Raw genomic sequence first — 20,304 nt, forward strand, 5'->3', positions numbered from 1 at the left:
ATCGGTGAGATCTCCTCGATCGTCGCCCAGATCTCCGACCGCCAGACCACCATCGCCTCCGCGGTGGAGGAGCAGACGGCGACGACGAACGAGATGTCGCGGTCGGTGGCCGAGGCCGCCCAGGGCTCCGGGCAGATCGCCGACAACATCACCGGTGTCTCCTCCGCCGCGGACTCCACCACGCAGGCGCTGAGCCAGACCCGGGTCGCCGTCGACGAGCTCTCGCGCATGGCCGCCGACCTGCGCACCAGCGTCGCCCGCTTCACCTACTGACTGGCGCAGCGCAGGTCGCTCAGTCGGGCTGTGAGATGACGTCCGGGCTGTCGGCGACGTCGGCCGGGAGGCGGTTGGGGCCGGCTTCGGCGGGTCGGGCCTTCGGATGCCAGACGGGCCCGGGGTTGGTGCATCAGCTCACAGATGGGACTTTGTAGTTCCGCAACCGGGCTCTGAGCGGCAGAGTCATCGACATGCAGGGCCCTGACGCGCACCTCCGGGACATCGCGGATCACCTCGACCGGGTCGCCGACGCGCTCGCCCTTCTCGCGGACGGCCTGCCCGAGCGCCTGATCGCCGCAGTGGAACCGGAGTGGCCGTCATTGGACGAGCGCCTGCAGAGCCTCGCCGATCACTCGTTGCCAACGCCTGCCCGAGATCTCGTCCTGGGCCTTCGGTGGCTGCTGCAGCGTGCCCTTGGCGGGGGCACGTATCGCTCGACCTTCGAGAGCATGAAGCCCGAGCACGTCCAGAGCTACATCCGCGACATCCTGCGCCTCCGCACCGACGCTGCCGGCTACGTCGACGTCGGCTAGCTCCCCGCAGCGGACATGTCGGTACGGCGGCTCCGACTGCGCACGAGCACCACACCGACGCCCGCGGCGGCTGCGATGACGAGGGCAGCTCCGGCCCCGTTGCCCTCGACGGGCATCTGGGTCGGGCTGCGACAGGCAGTGTCTGTCTTGCGGGCGGCGAGGTTGGTGTCACCCAGGTGCCACATCGGTCCGCCACCCCTGCTCACGGTCACGGAGAAGACCCCGTGCCGGATGCCCGTAGCGAATGTCGTCGGCTGCGGCTGACCGGATGACGTGGGCGTGACCTGGTTGGCCGGTCCCACAGGGACGTCGATCGAGGCGCCGGTGCGGTTGTCGTAGCCGAAGACCGCAGTCCAGGTCCCGTCGGCGTGGCTGACGATGCAATCGACCAGCGGGATGACGTCCGGCGGGCTCGAGCGGTCGACACCCGACCCACCGGGAGCCGCGCCGGCCACCCCGGGACCGAGGGAGACCGAGCTACCGATTGCCGCCGCCATCACCAGACGTGCGACGCGGGACGAACGTCTCACCGCACGGTGTCGTCCGCTGCCGTTCATGGGGAGTGGTGTCCTGTCTCGTCGGCGGGGTGTCTCTCCTGACACCCATGCATCGGTAGTAGTTGCGGCGTTCGACAGCCCAGACGAGCAGTCACAGCCGGCTTCAGCAGATCCGGGCGCTGACCCGGAGATCCGCCGCGGTCCGGCGACGGAGGTGGCCATCGCGAGGGCGGCACGACTCGAGGGGGCTGACACGGGGCCGGCCCTGCGCCAGCCGGGGCGCTGCACACGGGACCGGGGCGGACGCGGCTGCCCTGTCGCTGCCGTGGATGAGCATCCCGAGGGTCCTCCCCCACCTCCGCGCCTCCGACGATCTTCGCTTCGCCGAACCGGAGAAGCCGTGATCACGAGGGCGCACACCTCCTGCACCAGGCGGCGCGGAACTCGTTGTGACGAGAAGGCGCGGCGACCGTCGACGGGTACCCATCGCTTCACCGTGCGCTTGTCGGGCGGGTCAGCGGGTCGATGGACAGCGCTGAGCGCAGGAGCCTGTCGATCGCCTCCGCCGGCATCGGCCGGCCGAACAGGTAGCCCTGGACGGCATCGCATCCGAGACGCCGGAGCACCTCGAGCTGCTCCTCCGTCTCGACTCCCTCGGCCACCACGTCAAGCCCCAGACTGCCGCCCATCGCGACCATGGCTCCGGCGATCGAGCCGGACTCCCCGTGCGGCTCGAGGGCGGCGATGAACGACCGGTCGATCTTCAGGCGATCGACGGGCAGGGCCCGGAGCCGTCCGAAGGACGAGTGGCCCATCCCGAAGTCGTCGATGGCGATCGAGACGCCGAGCGCCCGGACCTCCTCGAGAGCACGGGCGGCCTCGATCGCGCAGCTCGTTGTGGCGGTCTCGGTGATCTCGATCTCCAGCCGGGCGGGGTCGACACCGGCCGCTCGTGCGCTCGAGCGGACGGCCTCTGCGAGGTCCCCTCGAGCCAGGCGACGCGCGGAGATGTTGATCGCGACCTGCAGGCTCGGGAGGCCTGCGGCGTCCCAGGCGGCCAGCTGCCGGCACGCCTCCTCGAGCGCCCAGTCGTCGATGAGGTCGATCGCGCCGGTGTCCTCGGCCACGGCGATGAAGGTGTCGGGCAGCACGAGGCCACGGTGGGGGTGCTGCCACCGGGCAAGCGCCTCGACCCCGGTGACACGCCCGGAGCGCAGGTCGACCTGGGGCTGGTAGAGCAGGAAGAACTGGCCTCCAGCGGCCGCTGAACGCAGGTCCCGCACCAGTTCGCTGTGCGCGACGACCTTCTCGTGCATCGCCGGCTCGAACACCTCGAACCGGTTGCGTCCGGCGCCCTTCGCCGCGTACATCGCGATGTCGGCGTCGCGGAGGATCTCGTCCGGATTCCGGTCGTCGGCCGGGTCGATGAGCGTGATCCCGATGCTGCAGCCGACCTCGAAGCTCTCCGGTCCCCACGGGACAGCCTCGTTCGACGCGGCGATCAGGCGCTCGGCGACGGCGCCGATCTCCTGCCGCCCGTGCGCGGTGCCGATGAGGACGACGAACTCGTCACCACCGAGGCGCGCAACGGTGTCCTCCGGCCGCACACCCGCCTGCAGTCGGCCGGAGATGGCGGTCAGGACGGCGTCCCCGGCACCGTGGCCGAACACGTCGTTGACGGCCTTGAAGTCGTCGAGGTCCAGGAGCAGGACCGCACTGGGACCGGTGCGGCGAGCGCTCAGCACGGCCTCGAGACGAGTGCGCAGCAGTGCCCGGTTGGCCAGTCCGGTCAGTGGGTCGTGCAGGGCGAGCCTCCTCAGCTCACCCGCCTGCTCCTGGAGGCGCTGGGCACTGCTCAGCGCCTCTGCCTGGGCACGCTTCTGCTCGGTGACGTCCCGCGCGATGGCGGCGTGGCCGGTGAGCTCACCGTCCTCGCCCCGGATGGCGGAGACGGTGAGCAGCGCCTCGAAGACCGAGCCGTCCTTGCGCTGGTGCAGCCTCTCGATGTGCAGACCGGGGTTCTGCTGGAGCGCAGCCAGTGCCGGCGCGACCAGCCGCTCCATGCCCGGCGCGACCAGGATGCGGACGTGTCGTCCGAGGACCTCCTCGGCGGTGTAGCCGTACAGGCGCTGCGCTCCCGGGTTCCACGTCTCGATCAGTCCGCCGAGCGTCGCGGTGAACACGGCGTCGTCCGTGGACTGCACCACTGCCGCCAAGCGCACCAGCTGGTCACGCTGCTCGTGCAGCTGGGCGGTGCGGTCAGACGCCAGTTGCTCGACGAACTCGCGGCGGTCCTCGAAGCGACGCCAGGCGACGAAGCACGCCCACGCCTCGATGAGGATGAAGACGGCGTGCAGCAGGGACATCTGGAGGACGGAGTGGCCGTGCGGGAACACCGAACCGTGCAGCATCGAGCCGAGGAGGAAGTGGTGCAGGGCCACGAAGCCGACGGCCATGACGAACGGCACCGGGGTCGCGTACAGCGCAGCCAGGGGCAGCAGGGCGAAGAAGAGGAAGTGGGCCTCGGTGCGCCCGCCGGAGATGTGGACGACCACCGCAGCCGCGGTCATCAACCCGACGGCCGCGACGTTGGCCTTCTCGCCCCGGGTCAGCATCGGGAGAGCAGCGGTCAGCCCCAGGACCGCCACAGGAGCGGCAAGACCTCCAGCCCCCAGGACGCCATGACCACTGACGAGGGCGTAGACGAGGACGGCCACGGTCAATCCGGCCAGGGTCCGCAGGACGAAGCGGTGGTGCTGCTCCCACTGCTCGTCCGGGAGCTGACGTCCCGAGGGCAGCGCCCGGGCCACCCGCCGGAGGAGGCCGTGCGCCGGCGTCGAACTCCGGTCCGAGCCGATCGGGGCCTCGAGCCCGTCGCCTCTCGCGGCGCCGACGGCCCATGATCCGGACGTGACAAGTGCGGCATTCTCGGTACTCACGCCGCGCTCCCGTTCATCCTGTGGGGCTGTTACACGCGATATCGGAACGGAACCGACCAGGCTGAACGCGACTCCTCCGGAATGGGGAGCGCTTTCACCGGCGGATGCCGGAGCCGCTGACCGGACTCGCGACCCGCTGCCCTGCTACTGGAGGACTTCCGGAGGAGTGCGCACGCGACGTGGGCCAACGACCTCGAGACTCGGAGTTCGGCCGGTGCCTACCGACCGCTGCCCATCCACGTGCCGATGAGCAACCTGTGGACACGTCCGTCTCTACCGGCGGGCTGGCTGACTGACGTGGTGAGGGTTGGAGGAGGACGCGGTGTCCAACATCTCGCGGCGGCCCAACGGCACCTGGCGTGCGCGGGTACCGGGACCTCGCGGGCCCGATGCGCGGACGTGCTGCGGACGCACGTGCTGCCTCGCTGGGGCGACGTACCCCTCGTACGTATCGCCCACAGCGACGTCCAGGCCTGGCCGGCCGAGCTGAGCGACCGCGGCCTGGCCGGCGCCTCGGTGCGCAAGACGCAGGGGGTGCTCTCCGGTGTCCTCGGACTCGCGGTGCGCGACCGGCGACTCGTCCTCGACCCCGCACTCGGCGTCGCGCTGCCTGCCCTCGAGCAGGGGTGCCGGCGCTACCTGACGGCCGGGCGGCTCGGGGCCCTCGCAGAGGCGGCCGGTCCCGGCAGAGTCGCCGTCCTCGTCCTCGGCTACTGCGGCCTGCGGCGGTCGGAGCTCGCCGCGCTGCGCGTGCGGCACGTCGACCTGCTCCGCCGCCGGGTGCTCATCGAGGAGGCGGTGACCGAGGTCGACGGCAAGCACCTCGTCTGGGGCACGCCGGAGAACAACAGCCGGCGCACCGTGCGCTCCCCCGCTCCCTGGTCGACGCCGTCCTCCGCAACCGCAACGCCCGGGCCGCGTGGTTCGGCGAGGCGGCCCGGGAGATCAGGGTCCCGGTGCTGACGCCCCACGAGCTGCGGCACACCGCGGCGTCCCTGGCCATCAGCGCCGGGGCCAACGTGAAGGCCGTGCAGCGGATGCTCGAGCACGCGTCGGCGGCCATGACGCTCGACCGCTACGCCGACCCCTTCGACGACGACCTGGACGAGGTGGCCGACCGGCTCGACGCCCTGCGGTACCGCTCGTGCGGACCGCGTGCGGACTCGTTGCGGACCGGAGCCTCTCCGGAGCCTTGCCGAGACGTTCCATCGAACGGGAACGACCAGGTCAGAACGGGGTCGTGCGAGTGGAGACGAGGGGAATCGAACCCCTAACCCCCGCCTTGCAAAGGCGGTGCTCTGCCAATTGAGCTACGTCCCCGAGCTGTCCCCGGGCGCTCCCGGACGGGAGCGCGGGGTCAGCGGGTGGTGGGGCGACTGACCGACTGCGGGCCGTTCGTGGCCTCGTGCCACAGGTCGGCCTCGCTCGTGCCGTTGCCGGACGAGCGTCGGCGGACTGCAGCGACGGCGCCGGCCGCGACTGCGGCCAGGGCCAGCTTCTTGAGCACGCGGTACCTCCTGGGACGGCGGCCACGGACGGGGCCTCGCTGCCGCGGTGCCGGGGGCACCGGTACACGGGTGGGCCTGGGAGGACTTGAACCTCCGGCCTCATCCTTATCAGGGATGCGCTCTAACCGCCTGAGCTACAGGCCCGTGGACCTCGACGAGCGTACCTGGACCCCGCCGGGCTCCTGCACGCGGGTACCGGCTAGTCGCGCTCGGCGAGCGTGACCTCGAGGCCGCCGACGAGGTCGGCGCAGAGGTTGTAGACGAACGCCGCGACGGTGCACAGAGCCGTCATCAGCACGATGTTGATGGCGCCGATGACCGCTGCCCCGCCGAAGACGACGCCCGGCGTGATGACGTTGCTGCCGCCCTCGCCGTCCGACGCCGTACCGAGCTGGCCGAACAGGTCGTTGAGGGTGTCGAAGACGCCGAGGCCGGACAGGACGCCGTAGAGGATCCCGACCGCGACCATCCAGACGAAGAACAGCGCGATCGACAGGACCAGCGAGATCTTCAGCGCCGACCAGGTGTCGATGTGCCGCAGCTGCAGCCGAGCCCGGCGCGGACCGCGGCCACCGCGGCCCTTGCCCTTCCCGGTCGCCTGCTGCTGCCCGGTGCGGGCGCCGGCGGCCGGCGGGGGCGCCACGGAGGCCGGCGGCACGACCTGGGTGCTGCCCGAGGGAGGCGGGACGGTGGCGTCGGCCGGGACCTGACCGGGGATCTGGCCGGGGGCCTGCGCAGGTGCCTGGCCGGGGAACTGGCCCGGTGCCTGACCGGGGATCTGGCCCGTGGGCGGCTTGGCCAGCGACGGGCCACCCGGGCCCTGCTGGCCGGCCGCGGACGCACCCACCGGAGACGCACCGACCGGGGACGCAGCCGCCCCCGGCGTGCCGTCCGACCCGAGCGCGCCGTCCGGGCGGACCCCGGTGCGCACCGCCTGCGGCCGGTCGCTCATGCCGTTCTCCCGTTCGCCTGCGGCCCTCGCCGCGTCGTCGCGTCCGGTCGCCCCGGCGTGGTGCCGGAGGCGCCCGAGCGCCGGTCGTTCCCGTCAGAGGGAGCCGGGGGCGAGCGGCGACCCGAGGTCGCCACTCGCCGTGCTCCCGGTCTCACACTAGGCGGCGGGCTCGTCGTTGTCCGTCGTCCGGGCGATCGCCACGATCGTCACGTCCTCGGGCAAGTTCATGAGCTTGACACCCATCGTGGCCCTGTCCTTGTTGTGGCGCACGCCGTTGACCGGTGTCCGGATGACGCCGCCGCCGGAGGTGATCGCGTACAGCTCGTCGCCGAGCCGCACCGCGAGGGCCCCGACCAGGGCGCCCTTGCGCGCCTTGGGGTCGGCGGTGAGCACGCCCTTCCCGCCGCGGCCCTGCGCCGGGTAGTTCTCGATGCCGGTCCGCTTGGCGAAGCCCCGCTCGGTGGCGACCATGACGTCGACGCCCTCCTCGACCACCATCATCGACAGCAGCCGGTCGCCGGGGGCCAGCACGATGCCGCGCACGCCCTCGGTGGCCCGGCCCATCGGCCGCAGCGTGGCGTCGTCGGCCTTGAACCGGATGGACATGGCCGCGCGGGTGACCAGCAGCAGGTCCTGCTCCGGGTCGATCAGCGCGGCGCCGACCAGCTCGTCGCTGTCCCGCAGGTTGATCGCGATGACGCCGCCGCTGCGGGGGGAGTCGAAGTCCGACAGCCGGGTCTTCTTCACCTGCCCGTTCGCCGTGGCCAGGACCAGGTACGGCGCGACGCCGTAGTCCTTGATCTGCATGACCTGGGCGATCTTCTCGTCCGGCTGGAACGCCAGGATGTTGGCCACGTGCGCGCCGCGGGCGGTGCGGTTGGCCTCGGGCAGCTCGTAGGCCTTGGCGCGGTAGACCCGCCCCTTGTTGGTGAAGAAGAGGATCCAGTCGTGGGTCGAGCCCACGAAGAAGTGGTCGACGAGGTCGTCCTGTTTGAGGGCGGCCCCCATCACTCCCTTCCCGCCGCGGCGCTGGGAGCGGTAGAGGTCGCTCTTCGTCCGCTTTGCGTAGCCGGTGCGGGTGATGGTGACGACGACCTCCTCCTCCGCGATGAGGTCCTCCATGGAGACGTCGCCGTCGTTCGCGACGAACTGCGTGCGGCGGTCGTCGCCGTACTTGTCGACGATCTCGGCCAGCTCGTCGCGGATGATCTCCCGCTGGCGCTGGGGCGAGTCGAGGATCGCCTGCAGCTCGGCGATGCGGGCCTCGATCTCGGCCAGCTCGTCGAGGATTCGCTGGCGCTCGAGGGCGGCCAGCCGGCGCAGCTGCAGGTCGAGGATCGAGATCGCCTGGATCTCGTCGACGTCGAGGAGCTCCATGAGTCCGCTGCGGGCCTCGTCGGCCGACGGGCTGCTGCGGATGAGCGCGATGACGGCGTCGAGCTGGTCGAGGGCCTTGGCCCAGCCGCGCAGGATGTGCGCGCGCTCCTCGGCCTTGCGCAGCCGGTAGCGGGTCCGCCGCTGGATGACCTCGATCTGGTGGTCGACGTAGAGGCGCACCAGCTCGTCGAGGCGCAGCGTCCGCGGGACGCCGTCGACGATCGAGAGCATGTTGCAGCCGAACGACGTCTGCAGCTGGGTGTGCTTGTAGAGGTTGTTCAGCACGACCTTGGCCACGGCGTCGCGGCGCAGCGTGATGACCAGCCGGCGGCCGACCCGGTCGCTCGACTCGTCGGCGATCTCGCTGATGCCCTGCAGCCGGCCGTCCTTGACGCCCTCGGCGATCGCCTCGGCGAGGTTGTCCGGGTTGACCTGGTAGGGCAGCTCGGTGACGACGAGCTGCACCCGGCCGCGGGCGTCCTCCTCGACGGTGACCACCGCGCGCATCCGGACCGAGCCGCGGCCGGTCCGGTAGGCGTCCTCGATGCCGTCGCGGCCGACGATGAGGCCGTGGGTCGGGAAGTCGGGGCCCTTGATCCGCTCCATGCACGCGGTGAGGGCCTCCTCCGCCTCGGCGTCGGGGTGCTCCAGCATCCAGAACACCGCGGAGGCGACCTCGCGGAGGTTGTGCGGCGGCATGTTGGTGGCCATGCCGACGGCGATGCCGGCCGAGCCGTTGATGAGCAGGTTGGGGATGCGCCCCGGCAGGACCAGCGGCTCCTGGTTCTTGCCGTCGTAGTTGGGCTGGAAGTCGACGGTCTCCTCGTCGATGTTGGCCAGCATCTCCATGGCCAGCGGCGTCAGCCGGGCCTCGGTGTAGCGCATGGCCGCGGCGGGGTCGTTGCCCGGCGAGCCGAAGTTCCCCTGGCCGTCGACCAGCGGGTAGCGCATCGACCACGGCTGGGCCAGCCGCACGAGGGCGTCGTAGATCGAGCTGTCGCCGTGCGGGTGGTAGTTACCCATCACCTCACCGACGACGCGGGCGCACTTGACGTAGCCGCGGTCGGGGCGGAAGCCCTGGTCGTACATCGCGAACAACACGCGGCGGTGCACGGGCTTGAGGCCGTCCCGGACCTCCGGGAGCGCGCGGCCCACGATCACGCTCATCGCGTAGTCGATGTAGCTGCGCTGCATCTCCTGCTGGAGGTCGACCGGCTCGACGCGGTCGCGGGGTGGGGTCTCCGTCACGGTTCAGTTCTCCACTGTCGAAGGAGGAAGTCGCAGGCCGGCGTGGTGAGGTCCCCGCACGCCCGCTGCGGACGTGCCGGCAGCGGGGGGCACGGGGTCCTCGTCACACGTCGAGGAAGCGGACGTCCTTGGCGTTGCGGGTGATGAAGCTGCGGCGGGCGTCGACGTCCTCGCCCATGAGCACGCTGAACAGCTCGTCGGCGGTCGCGGCGTCCTCGAGGGTGACCTGGAGCAGGATCCGGGTCTCGGGGTTCATGGTGGTCTCCCACAGCTCGGTGGCGTTCATCTCGCCGAGCCCCTTGAACCGCTGGATCGCGTCGTCCTTGGGCAGCTTGCGGCCGGCCTCGGCGCCGGCCTTGAGGACGGCGTCGCGCTCCTTGTCGGTGTAGACGTACTCGTCACCGAACTTGCCGCCCCACTTGATCTTGTACAGCGGCGGCTGGGCCAGGTAGACGTAGCCGGCCTCGACCAGCGGCCGCATGAAGCGGAACAGCAGGGTGAGCAGCAGCGTGCGGATGTGCTGGCCGTCGACGTCAGCGTCGGCCATCAGGACGATCTTGTGGTACCGGAGCTTCGAGACGTCGAACTCGTCGTGGATGCCGGTACCGAACGCCGTGATCATCGACTGGACCTCGGTGTTCTTGAGGACCCGGTCGATGCGCGCCTTCTCGACGTTGATGATCTTGCCGCGGATGGGCAGGATCGCCTGGAACATCGAGTCGCGGCCGGACTTGGCCGAGCCGCCGGCCGAGTCGCCCTCGACGATGTAGATCTCCGAGGCGCGCGGGTCGGTGGAGCGGCAGTCGGCGAGCTTGCCCGGCAGCGAGTTGTTGCTCAGCAGGTTCTTGCGGGCGAGCTTGCGCGCGTCCTGCGCGGCACGTCGGGCGCGGGCGGCTGAGGCGGCCTTGGTGATGATCGTCTTGGCCTCGGCCGGGTTGGCCTCGAACCAGTGCGAGATCTGCTCGTTGCAGACCTTCTGCACGAACCCCTTGACCTCGGTGTTGCCCAGCTTGGTCTTCGTCTGGCCCTCGAACTGCGGGTCGCCGATCTTGACCGAGACGATCGCGGCCAGGCCCTCGCGGATGTCCTCGCCGGTGAGCTTCTCGTCCTTCTCCTTGAGCAGCTTCTTCTCGACGGCGTAGCGGTTGACGATCGACGTCAGCGCGGTGCGGAAGCCCTCCTCGTGGGTGCCGCCCTCGTGCGTGTTGATCGTGTTGGCGAAGGAGTAGACCGACTCCGAGTAGGCGTCGGACCACTGCATCGCGACCTCGACGCTCATCCGCATGTCGTTCTTGCCGAGGCCCTCGGCGCCGAAGCCGACGATCGAGCGGTGGATCGGGGTCTTCTTCGCGTTGATGTGGCGGACGTAGTCCTCGAGGCCGCCGTCGTAGCGGTAGGTGATCTCGGTGGGCTCGAACGCCGCGGCCTCGTGCCCGGGGGCGGGAGCCGCCTCGGCCACCGAGATCTCGTCGGCCATGCCCGTGTCGGCCTTGCCCTGACCCGGTCGCTCGTCGCGCAGGACGATGGTCAGGCCCTTGTTGAGGAAGGCCATCTCCTGCAGGCGGCGGCTGATGGTGTCGAACGAGTAGGTGGTCGTCTCGAAGATGGACCCGTCGGCCCAGAAGGTGATCTGGGTGCCGCGCTTGGTGGTCGGCCCGACCTCCTCGAGCGGACCGGGCTTGGCCAGCGTGTAGGACTGGTGCCACTCCGTGCCGTCGCGCCAGATCCGGACGTCGAGCGAGCTGGACAGCGCGTTGACGACGGTGACGCCGACGCCGTGCAGACCACCGGAGACGGCGTAGCTCTTGCCGTCGAACTTGCCGCCGGCGTGCAGCACCGTCATGACGACCTCGACGGTCGGCCGCTTCTCGCGGGGGTGCACGTCGACCGGGATGCCACGGCCGTTGTCCTCGACCCGGACGCCGCCGTCGGCCAGCAGGGTGACCCGGACGGTGTCGCAGTAGCCGGCCAGCGCCTCGTCGACGGAGTTGTCGACGACCTCCCAGACCATGTGGTGCAGGCCGCGCTCGCCGGTGGAACCGATGTACATGCCGGGGCGCTTGCGGACCGCCTCGAGCCCCTCGAGGACGGTGATGGAACTGCCGGAGTAGGCGTTCTCGGTCTTCGGTCGAGCGACCACGTGGGGCCCTTCTGTCGAGCGACCGGCGTGCGGCACCCCCGCGGAGGGAGGGGGTCCGAGGGCGCACAGCGCCACTGAGCCGGATGCTGGGGATTCCTGGTTCCCATGTTACCGGGTCCACCGACAAGAACGGCGTCACGCACGCCCTGAGGGCGCTCCTGCGCCACTCACGGCCCCGGACGCACCACCTGTGTTGCCCCGGGGTCCGACACGCCCGCCCAGGGCCGCTGGCCGGGGACCGGGGAGCACGGAACCGTTCCGACCGTCCGGCGGGGGGTGCCCGCCGCTCGCAGACTGGTCGACATGGCACCAGCCGAGCGTGCACTCACCTGTCTGGTCACCGGCGCCACCGGCTACGTCGGCGGTCGCCTCGTCCCGGAACTGCTGGCCGCGGGACACCGGGTCCGCGTGCTCACCCGCTCGCCCCGCAAGCTCCGCGACCGGCCCTGGATCGGGCAGGTGGAGGTCGCCGAGGGCGACGCCTCCGACGAGGACGCCGTGGCCCGCGCCTGCGAGGGCGTGGACGTCCTCTACTACCTCGTCCACTCCCTGGGCAGCGGCCCGGAGTTCGAGGCGACCGAGCGGCGGACGGCGGAGGTCGTGGCCGGCGCCTCGCGCGAGGCCGGTGTCGGCCGGCTGGTCTTCCTCGGCGGGCTCGAGCCGGAGGACGAGGAGCTCTCCCCGCACCTGCGCAGCCGGACCGAGGTGGCGCGGGTGCTGCTCGACTCCGGGGTGCCCACCGTCGTGCTGCGGGCGGCGATCGTCCTCGGGTCGGGCTCGGTGTCCTTCGAGATGCTGCGCTACCTCACCGAGCGGCTGCCGGTCATGGTCACCCCGCGCTGGGTGCACAGCCGGATCCAGCCGATCGCCGTCCGCGACGTGCTGCGGTACCTGGTCGGCGTCGCCACGCTCCCGCCCGACGTCCACCGGAGCTTCGACATCGGCGGTCCCGACGTCATGGACTACGCCACGATGATGCAGCGCTACGCCGAGGTGACCGGCCTGCCGCGGCGGCGGATCCTGCCGGTACCGATCTTCACACCGTCGCTGTCGAGCCACTGGGTCGGCGTCATCACGCCGGTCCCGGCGGCCATCGCACGCCCGCTGGTGGAGTCGCTGCGCAACACCGTCGTGTGCAAGGAGCACGACATCGCGCAGTACGTGCCGGACCCGCCCGAGGGGCTGCTCGGCTTCGACGAGGCGGTGCGCCTGGCCGTGCTGAAGGTCCGCAACAACGCCGTCGACACCCGGTGGACCGGCGCCTCGGTGCCCGGGGCGCCGTCGGACCCGCTGCCCTCCGATCCCGACTGGGCCGGCGGGAGTCTCTACCTCGACGAGCGCACCCGCGAGACCGACGCCACCCCCGACGCACTGTGGCGGGTGGTCGAGGGCATCGGCGGGGAGACCGGCTGGTACAGCTTCCCGCTGGCCTGGGAGGTCCGCGGCTGGCTGGACCGGGCCGTGGGGGGAGTCGGCCTGCGCCGCGGCCGGCGCGACCCGGCCGACCTCTACGTCGGTGACGCGCTGGACTGGTGGCGGGTCGAGGAGCTCGACGAGGGCCGGCTGCTGCGGCTGCGCGCGGAGATGCGCCTGCCGGGCCTCGCCTGGCTCGAGTTCCACGTGGAACGAGCCGACTCCGGGCGTACCCGGCTGCGGCAGAAGGCGACGTTCCACCCGCTCGGCCTGCTCGGGCAGCTCTACTGGTGGAGCGTCTCGCCGTTCCACGGCGTCGTCTTCGGCAGCATGATCCGCAACATCACGCGCGCCGCCGAGGCGCTCGGCGAGAAGGGCACCCGGCCCCGCGACCGCGCCGCCTGAGGAAGGGCGAGCGTCCGTCCTGGCTCACCCTGACGCGTCCTGGCCCACCGTCGACCGTGGGCCAGGACGCAGCACGATCAGGTCACCTGATCGTGCGTGACCTCAGACGAGGAGCTGGGCGGTGGCCAGCTCGCGGTAGAGGGGGCTGGTCTCCACCAGCTCGGCGTGCGTGCCGCGGGCGACCACCCGGCCGCCGTCCAGGACGACGATCTGGTCGCTGTCGAGCACGGTGGACAACCGGTGGGCGACGACGAGCAGCGCCCGGTCGGCGGCCGCGGCGGCCAGTGTCTCGCGCAGCAGGTTCTCGTTGCGGGCGTCGAGGCTCGCGGTCGGCTCGTCGAGCAGCAGCAGCGCCGGGCGGGACAGCAGTGAGCGCGCGATGGCCAGCCGCTGGCGCTCCCCGCCGGACAGCAGCACGCCCTCGTCGCCGACGGGCACGTCCAGCCCGCGCGCCGAGCGCTGCACCACCCCGGTCAGCCCGACGTCGGCCAGCACCGCCCACAACGCGTCGTCGCCGGCGTCCGGAGCCGCCAGCAGCAGGTTCTCCCGCACCGTCCCGGCCAGGACCGGCGCCTCCTGCTCGACGTAGCCCAGCTGCGCGCGCAGCGCCGCCCGCGGCAGCTCGCGGACGTCGGTGCCGGCCCAGCGGATCGTGCCGCCGGTCAGCGGGTAGAAGCCCTCGACCAGCGCCAGCACCGTCGACTTGCCCGCGCCCGACGGCCCGACCAGCGCCACCCGGCTGCCGGCCGGGACCGACAGCGACACCCCGCTCAGCACCTGCGTGCCGTCGGGGTAGGCGAACGAGACGTCGTCGAGCTGCAGCAGCGGGACGCCGGCGGCCGGCCGGCGCGGTGCCGACAGCGACGAGACGTGCGCGCCACCCACCTCGGCGACGGCGTCGTGCTCGGGCTCGAGGACCAGCACCTCCTGGATGCGGGCCAGCGCCCCCAGCCCGGTCTGCAGCTGCGTCCACGCCGCGACCGCCTGCCCCAGCGGCATGACCAGCAGGAACAGGTAGAGGATGAAGGCGACCAGGTCGGCGACGGCGATCGAGCCGGTGGCCACGCGGTAGCCGCCCAGCCCGAGGACGGCGAGGAACGCGCCCTGGACGGCGATCGACCCCGCCGGCGCCACGTACGCCTCCACCCGGGCCACCGAGACGCCTGCCCGGTACGCCCGCTCGGCACTGGCGCCGACCGCGTCGACCTCGCGCGCGGTGGCACCGCTGGCCCGGATGGTGCGCACCGCCGACAGCGCCCGCTCGACGGCCGCCGTCATCGCGCCGACCTCCTCCTGCGCGACGCGCGACAGCGTCCGGATCCGCCGGCTGCTCAGCACCACCACGGTCAGGCCGACCGCGACGGCGGCGACGGTCACCAGCAGCAGCCAGACGTCGACCAGCGCCATCGCCACGAGGGCGCCGACGCCGACCACCGCCGAGCCCACGACCTCGACCACGCCGGAGGTGACCGTGGCGCGCAACAGCGTGGTGTCCGCGCCGACCCGCGACATCAGGTCGCCGGTCCGGCGCCGGTCGTACTCCGAGACCGGGAGCCGCAGCAGCCGGTCGGCCACCGCGCGGCGGGTGGTGAGCACGACGCCCTCCCCCGTGCGCTGCAGCACGTAGGACTGCACGGCGTTCAGCACCGCCCCGGCCACCAGCACCACCAGGAGCGCGGACACGGCGGGCAGCAGCGGCCGGCCGGCGCCGACGGCGGAGATGACCAGGCCGGTCAGCGCGGGCTGTGCCAGCGCGGCGGCCGCGCCCACGAGGGAGAGCCCGGCGGCGAGCAGCAGCGGGCGCCTGTGCGGGCGGACGAGGGGGAGCAGGTCGCGCAGGGCGGCGGAGGGCGCCTGCTCGGGAGCGGACACGCGCAGGTCAGGCGGCGCCGGCCAGGGCCGCGACCATCGCGCCCAGCAGGCGGGCGTGGTGCTCGATCAGCTCGGGGCGCTGGCCGTCGGGCCGGATGGCGGCGAGGTGACCAGCGGCCGCCCAGAACTCGTCGCCGTCGTCGGAGTGCATCAGCAGACCGCGGACGGTCACGTCGCCGACCAGCCGGCGCACCGCCTCGCCGTCCTCGGCGGCCAGCAGCACCCAGCGGGCGTCGAACTGCGGCTCGCCGCTGGGCACGTGCAGCAGGCCGCCGGTGCCGTGCCGCCAGAAGCGCGCCGGCGCGAGCCGCAGGCCGGGCAGCGGCAGGAGCACCGGCGCGGCGGTGACCGCGTACTCCGGCACGGTGTGCCGCTTGTCGACGAAGACGACGTCGAAGGCGACCAGCTCCAGGCTCCCGCTGCGGCCGCGCATCACCCCGGCCGGGCGGTGGTCCCTCGTCGCCCGCACCGGGGCGGTGGCCACCAGCTCGGCGAGGACGGCGTCCTGCGGCGCGGTGCCGTCGGAGATCTCCCAGCCGTGCTGCAGCGCCCAGCCCTGCGCGCCGACGGTGTCACCCCGGTAGGCGAAGACCTGCTGCACCACGCCCGGCTCCCGCGGCGGCCGGCCGGACCCGACGGTCACCGGGGCGCTCTGCGGTGCCCGGTCGTCGTCGCCGAGGTGGATCGGCTCCTGCCGGTCGTCGCGGGGGTCGTCGTCGCGGGGGTCGTCGTCGCGGGGGTCGTCGTCGCGGGGGTCGTCGTCGCCGGGCCGGTCGTCGCGGGGGCTGCTCATCGGGGCACCGTCCTCATCCGTACGTGTCGCGGGGCCCCCGCCCGCGGACCGACCGCGGGCCCTTCTTCCAGCTGGGGGCCGTCGGTCCGACAACGCGCAGCCGTGTCACGACGTCCCCGCCGACCGATGCGCGCAGCTTGGCGAGGATGGTCGGCGCGAGCAGCCGCAGCTGGGTGGCCCAGGCCGTGGACTCGGCGACGACGAGCAGCTCGCCCTCGGTGAGCGTCTCGGGCCGGCAGTGGCTGGCGATGTCCTGGCCGACGATCGTCGACCAGCGGCCGAAGACCGCGCCCACCCGGGTCTGCTCCGACCAGTCCTGCGTGCTGACCAGCGAGTCGACCAGGCGGGCCAGCGGCTGCGGGTCGTCCTCACCGGGTCCGGGACCGGTCCACCTCCGCCGCGGGCCGGCCACCCGGCGGCGGGTGGGCGCCGGGCGGGAGGCCGATGCCGCGCGGGCGGCCTCGAGCGCGGCGCGGGCGATGTCGCTGGGCCGGGTCGGTCGATCGGGTGGTGGCCGGTCGTCAGGCACCGGGACCCTCCTCGACGGTCGAGGCCAGCGTCGCCGTCCCCTCCCCGACCTCCACGCGGGCTCCCCTCAGCTCGTCGGGCACGTCGTCGAGCACGGCGGCGGTGATGAGCGTCTGCTCGGCGGACCGGGCGACCTCGGCCAGCGCCGCCCGCCGCCCGGCGTCCAGGGTGGCGAACACGTCGTCGAGCACCAGGATCGGCTCCTCGCCGTCGGCCCGCAGCAGGCCGAAGCAGCCGAGCTTGAGCGCCAGCGCGAGCGACCAGGACTCCCCGTGGCTGGCGAAGCCCTTGGCCGGCACGGCGCCCAGGTGCAGGACCAGGTCGTCGCGGTGCGGGCCGACCAGCGTCATCCCGCGGTCCACCTCGTCGCGGCGCCGCTCGGCGATCCGCTCGCGCAGCGCGGCCGACAGCTCGGCGGCCCGCGGCGTGGGTGCGTCCGGGACCAGCGGGGCGCCGTCGCCGGCCAGCGGCACGGTGCTGCTGTACCCGAGCCCCGCGGCCACGCCGCCGGCGCCGGCCACGGTGGCGTAGGCGCGCGCGACGTGCGGGACCAGGTCGGCGACCAGCGCGAGGCGGGCGGCCAGCAGCTGCCCGCCGAGCTCGACGAGGTGGGCGTCCCACACGTCGAGGGTGGCCAGCGCGTCGCCGCGGGCCATCCGCGCCGTCTTGAGCAGGGCGTTGCGCTGCTTGAGCACCCGCTCGTAGTCGCTGCGCACGCCGGCCAGCCGTGGGGTGCGGCTGACCAGCAGGTCGTCGAGGAACCGGCGGCGCTCGGCCGGGTCCCCGCGCACCAGCGCGAGGTCCTCGGGGGCGAACAGCACGCTCTTCACCAGCCCGAGGAGCTCGCGCGGGCGCGGCAGCGCCGCCCGGTTGACCCGCACCCGGTTGGCCCGGCCCGGGTTGACCTCGACCTCGACGAGCAGCTCGCGGTCCTCCCGGCGCAGCGCCGCGCGCACCACCGCCTGCCCCGCACCGTGGCGCACCAGCGGGGCGTCGGCCGACACCCGGTGGCTGCTCATGGTCGCGAGGTAGCCGACCGCCTCGACGAGGTTGGTCTTGCCCTCGCCGTTGCGGCCGACGAACACGGTCGGCCCGGGCTGCAGCACCAGGTCGACCTTCTCCCAGCTGCGGAAGTCCACCAGCTGCAGGTGCCGGACGTACATCAGCGCCCTGCGGGGAGGACGACGGCCGTGCTCACGCCGGGCGCTCGACCTCCTCGGCCTGGATCCCGCGGACCGCGTGCCCGCCGAACTGGTTGCGCAGCGCCGCGACCGCCTTCATCGTCGGCGAGTCGTCCTGGCGCGAGGAGAAGCGGGCGAACAGCGACGCGGCGATCGTCGGCATCGGGACGGAGTTCTCGATGGCCTGCTCGACGGTCCAGCGGCCCTCGCCGGAGTCCTCCGCGTAGCCGCGGATCCTCTCCAGCGCCGGGTCCTCGTCGAGCGCGCGCACCAGCAGGTCGAGCAGCCAGGACCGGATGACCGTGCCCTGGGTCCAGGACTTGACGACGCCCGGCACGTCCTCGATCAGGTCGACGGCCGCCAGCAGCTCGTAGCCCTCGCCGTAGGCCTGCATGAGCGCGTACTCGATGCCGTTGTGGACCATCTTGCTGAAGTGCCCGGCGCCCACGGGCCCGGCGTGCACGAACCCGGCACCGGGGACCGCCTGACCGGCCTCGTCGGTCGGCGACGGCGGCTTGAGCGCGTCGAACACCGGCTGCACCTTCGCGACGTCGTCCTTCGTCCCGCCGACCATCAGCGCGTAGCCGTTCTCCAGGCCCCACACCCCGCCGGAGACGCCGGCGTCGACGTAGCCGATGCCCTTCTCGCGGCACATCACGTCGTGGACCTGGTCGTCGGTGTACCGGGAGTTCCCGCCGTCGACGATCACGTCGCCGGGCTCCAGCAGGCCGGCCAGCTCCTTGACCGTGGCCCGGGTCGGCTCACCGGCCGGGACCATCACCCACACCACGCGCGGTGCCGACAGCGCGCCGATCAGCGCCTCGAGGCTGTCGACGTCCCGCTTCCCCGGCGCGCGGTCGTACCCGACCACCTCGTGACCGCCGCGGCGCAGCCGCTCGGCCATGTTGCCGCCCATCTTGCCCAGCCCGATCAGCCCCAGCTGCACGGTTCTCGTCCTCTCGTCGCACACCGTCGTCGTCACGCGGGCGCACGCGCCGGTGCGGGTGCCCGCGCACTGCCGTGCCCGGGCCGGCGGCCCGGGACACCTCGTGCCGGCCACCCTCCAGGTCCCGCGCCGAGCGTGCAGGCGTGGGGGAAGGGTGATCTTCGTTCAGCCGGGCAGTCGCACCGGCATGATCAGGTAGCGGTAGCTGCCGGGGCGCTCCGCGGGCCGCTGCCCGTCGTCGTCGGTCGCCGGCTCCTCGACGCCGGAGAGCACCGCGGGCTTCAGCGGGCTGGTGAAGTCCATCCGCGCCCGGCCGGTGTGCACCGCGGCCAGCCCGTCGAGCAGGAACGTCGGGTTGAAGCCGATGGTCAGCGGGTCGCCGTCGAACTCGACGTCGCAGCGCTCCTCGGCCTGGCCCTCGTCGTCGCTGCCGCCGGCGCGCAGGGTGACCTGCCCCGGGGTGAACTCGCAGCGCAGCGGCGTGCCGCGCTCGGCCACCAGCGCCACGCGCTTGGCCGCGTCGGTGAACTGCACGACCGGCAGCGTCGCGTACGCGGCGGACTCGCTCGGCATGATGGCCCGGTACTTGACGAACTCGGCGTCCAGCAGCCGGGTGGTGGTCTGCCGGTCCTTGCCCGACAGGCCGAGGATGCCCTCGCCCGAGCCGCCGGAGGACAGCGAGACGACGATCTCCGGGCCGCTGGTCAGCGTGCGGGCGGCGTCGGCGAGCGTGCGCGCCGGTACCAGCACCGCGGCCGAGGTGCCAGGGGTCTCCGGACGCCAGGCGAACTCGCGCACGGCCAATCGGTAGCGGTCGGTGGCGGCCAGGGTCACCCGGTCGTCCTCGATCTCCAGCCGGACGCCGGTGAGCATGGGCAGGGTGTCGTCCCGCCCGGCAGCGATGGCCACCTGGCCGACGGCCTCGGCGAAGACGTCGCTGTCGACCACCCCGGCCGACGAGGGCATCGACGGCAGCGACGGGTAGTCCTCCACCGGCAGGGTCGGGAGGCTGAAGCGGGCGTTGCCGCAGGTGATCGACAGCCGCGGGCCCTCGGCGCGGACGTCGACCGGGTGCGGCGGCAGCGCGCGGGTGATCTCGGCCAGCAGCCGGCCGGGCACCAGCACCCGTCCGCTCTCACCGGCCTGCACGTCGACCTCCGCGCGGGCGGACACCTCGTAGTCGAAGCCGGACACCGACAGCTGGCTGCCGTCGACCTCGAGCAGGATCCCGGCGAGGACCGGCACCGACGGCCGCGGCGGGAGGCTGCGCGCCGTCCACGCGACGGCATCGGCGAGCACCTCGCGTGTCACCCGGAACTCCATGACCGATCCACCCCAGCTCTGCACGGCTCACTGCTGTCTGTGCACCACTGCCGTCCGGCGTCCGTGCGGCGACCCGGAGCGGTGCTCTGTACGTCCTGCGCAGCTCATCGTGCCCGTCCGGCCACGGTGCGGGGAACCCGGGACCCGATCAGGTGTCCGTTCCGTTGCTCGTCGCTGTTGCTCGTCGCTGTTCCTGCGGCCCCGGAGCCCCTCCGGGCCGCAGCGTCCCCACCCCTACTGGGGTTCGAGAGATTCCCGGTCTACATCCCTCATCCTCGTCATCACCGGTGTGGAAGCTGGGGACGGAGCCCCTTCGTGCAGGTCAGCGCCCGAGTCGACATGTTGGCCCACTGTGGGGAACTCGTGTCCTCCT

At 72.7% G+C, this 20,304-nt stretch carries 15 protein-coding genes, 2 tRNA genes and 1 pseudogene; 5 read left to right on the top strand and 13 right to left on the bottom strand.

Annotated features, from left to right (window positions below; translation table 11 throughout):
* Together BM414_RS21935 and BM414_RS21940 are read left to right on the top strand one after the other, a co-directional pair.
* Window positions 1-273, top strand: a pseudogene (locus BM414_RS21935) (methyl-accepting chemotaxis protein); the annotation flags it as partial.
* A 194-nt stretch (window positions 274-467) separates the two neighbouring features.
* Window positions 468-809, top strand: coding sequence for a hypothetical protein (locus BM414_RS21940; RefSeq protein WP_093582977.1), 342 nt, complete (start codon window positions 468-470; stop codon window positions 807-809).
* A 988-nt stretch (window positions 810-1,797) separates the two neighbouring features.
* Here the strand turns inward: BM414_RS21940 and BM414_RS21950 are convergent.
* Window positions 1,798-4,116 (bottom strand): putative bifunctional diguanylate cyclase/phosphodiesterase, encoded by a 2,319-nt coding sequence (locus tag BM414_RS21950; protein WP_139245983.1) that lies wholly within the window; start codon window positions 4,114-4,116, stop codon window positions 1,798-1,800.
* A gap of 528 nt (window positions 4,117-4,644) precedes the next feature.
* Here BM414_RS21950 and BM414_RS29600 point away from each other — a divergent pair.
* Both BM414_RS29600 and BM414_RS31880 read left to right on the top strand, forming a co-directional pair.
* The gene (locus BM414_RS29600; protein ID WP_175551732.1) at window positions 4,645-5,208 is read left to right on the top strand and encodes a tyrosine-type recombinase/integrase; all 564 of its coding nucleotides are present in this window, start codon (window positions 4,645-4,647) and stop codon (window positions 5,206-5,208) included.
* On the top strand, window positions 5,202-5,519 hold the full coding sequence (locus tag BM414_RS31880; protein WP_175551733.1) for a tyrosine-type recombinase/integrase: 318 nt from the start codon (window positions 5,202-5,204) through the stop codon (window positions 5,517-5,519). The genes BM414_RS29600 and BM414_RS31880 overlap by 7 nt, the downstream gene beginning before the upstream one ends.
* Here BM414_RS31880 and BM414_RS21965 read toward each other — a convergent pair.
* From BM414_RS21965 to gyrB, 6 genes are all read right to left on the bottom strand, one after another.
* Window positions 5,493-5,565, bottom strand: a tRNA-Ala gene (locus BM414_RS21965). The genes BM414_RS31880 and BM414_RS21965 overlap by 27 nt on opposite strands.
* 37 nt (window positions 5,566-5,602) lie before the next feature.
* On the bottom strand, window positions 5,603-5,752 hold the full coding sequence (locus tag BM414_RS29610) for a DLW-39 family protein (RefSeq protein WP_175551734.1): 150 nt from the start codon (window positions 5,750-5,752) through the stop codon (window positions 5,603-5,605).
* A gap of 71 nt (window positions 5,753-5,823) precedes the next feature.
* Window positions 5,824-5,897: transfer RNA gene (locus BM414_RS21970), tRNA-Ile, on the bottom strand.
* 55 nt (window positions 5,898-5,952) lie between these two features.
* Window positions 5,953-6,705 (bottom strand): DUF3566 domain-containing protein, encoded by a 753-nt coding sequence (locus BM414_RS21975; RefSeq protein WP_093582984.1) that lies wholly within the window; start codon window positions 6,703-6,705, stop codon window positions 5,953-5,955.
* 156 nt (window positions 6,706-6,861) lie between these two features.
* Window positions 6,862-9,330 (bottom strand): DNA gyrase subunit A, encoded by a 2,469-nt coding sequence (gene gyrA, locus BM414_RS21980; protein ID WP_093582986.1) that lies wholly within the window; start codon window positions 9,328-9,330, stop codon window positions 6,862-6,864.
* A 103-nt stretch (window positions 9,331-9,433) separates the two neighbouring features.
* Window positions 9,434-11,470 carry a DNA topoisomerase (ATP-hydrolyzing) subunit B gene (gene gyrB / locus BM414_RS21985; protein ID WP_093582988.1) on the bottom strand — a complete coding sequence of 679 codons (2,037 nt, stop codon included), beginning with the start codon at window positions 11,468-11,470 and terminating at the stop codon, window positions 9,434-9,436.
* Between the two features lie 303 nt (window positions 11,471-11,773).
* Here gyrB and BM414_RS21990 point away from each other — a divergent pair, with 303 nt between their 5' ends.
* Complete coding sequence (locus tag BM414_RS21990; protein ID WP_093583102.1) at window positions 11,774-13,288, top strand: SDR family oxidoreductase; 1,515 nt, start codon at window positions 11,774-11,776, stop codon at window positions 13,286-13,288.
* Between the two features lie 102 nt (window positions 13,289-13,390).
* On the opposite strand, the gene BM414_RS21995 is transcribed toward BM414_RS21990, so the two are convergent.
* From BM414_RS21995 to dnaN, 6 genes are all read right to left on the bottom strand, one after another.
* Window positions 13,391-15,160, bottom strand: coding sequence for an ABC transporter ATP-binding protein (locus BM414_RS21995; protein WP_217644873.1), 1,770 nt, complete (start codon window positions 15,158-15,160; stop codon window positions 13,391-13,393).
* A gap of 7 nt (window positions 15,161-15,167) precedes the next feature.
* A complete protein-coding gene (locus tag BM414_RS22000; RefSeq protein ID WP_093582990.1) occupies window positions 15,168-15,953 on the bottom strand; it encodes a hypothetical protein in 786 nt (261 codons plus the stop codon).
* 13 nt (window positions 15,954-15,966) lie between these two features.
* Entirely contained in the window at window positions 15,967-16,482 is a 516-nt protein-coding gene (locus tag BM414_RS22005) for a DciA family protein (RefSeq protein WP_093582992.1), read from the bottom strand.
* Window positions 16,475-17,644 carry a DNA replication/repair protein RecF gene (gene recF, locus BM414_RS22010; protein ID WP_093582993.1) on the bottom strand — a complete coding sequence of 390 codons (1,170 nt, stop codon included), beginning with the start codon at window positions 17,642-17,644 and terminating at the stop codon, window positions 16,475-16,477. The genes BM414_RS22005 and recF overlap by 8 nt, the downstream gene beginning before the upstream one ends.
* 31 nt (window positions 17,645-17,675) lie before the next feature.
* Entirely contained in the window at window positions 17,676-18,608 is a 933-nt protein-coding gene (gnd, locus tag BM414_RS22015; RefSeq protein ID WP_093582995.1) for a phosphogluconate dehydrogenase (NAD(+)-dependent, decarboxylating), read from the bottom strand.
* Between the two features lie 165 nt (window positions 18,609-18,773).
* Entirely contained in the window at window positions 18,774-19,931 is a 1,158-nt protein-coding gene (gene dnaN / locus BM414_RS22020) for a DNA polymerase III subunit beta (RefSeq protein WP_093582997.1), read from the bottom strand.
* Between the last annotated feature and the right edge of the window lie 373 nt (window positions 19,932-20,304).

Source organism: Geodermatophilus amargosae, assembly GCF_900116515.1.
Lineage (GTDB): Bacteria > Actinomycetota > Actinomycetes > Mycobacteriales > Geodermatophilaceae > Geodermatophilus > Geodermatophilus amargosae.

Coding starts and splice junctions, on each gene's coding strand:
- BM414_RS21940 (WP_093582977.1), top strand. CDS start 468: ATGCAGGGCCCTGACGCGCACCTCCGGGACATCGCGGATCACCTCGAC.
- BM414_RS21975 (WP_093582984.1), bottom strand. CDS start 6,705: ATGAGCGACCGGCCGCAGGCGGTGCGCACCGGGGTCCGCCCGGACGGC.
- BM414_RS21990 (WP_093583102.1), top strand. CDS start 11,774: ATGGCACCAGCCGAGCGTGCACTCACCTGTCTGGTCACCGGCGCCACC.
- BM414_RS22000 (WP_093582990.1), bottom strand. CDS start 15,953: ATGAGCAGCCCCCGCGACGACCGGCCCGGCGACGACGACCCCCGCGAC.
- recF (WP_093582993.1), bottom strand. CDS start 17,644: ATGTACGTCCGGCACCTGCAGCTGGTGGACTTCCGCAGCTGGGAGAAG.
- dnaN (WP_093582997.1), bottom strand. CDS start 19,931: ATGGAGTTCCGGGTGACACGCGAGGTGCTCGCCGATGCCGTCGCGTGG.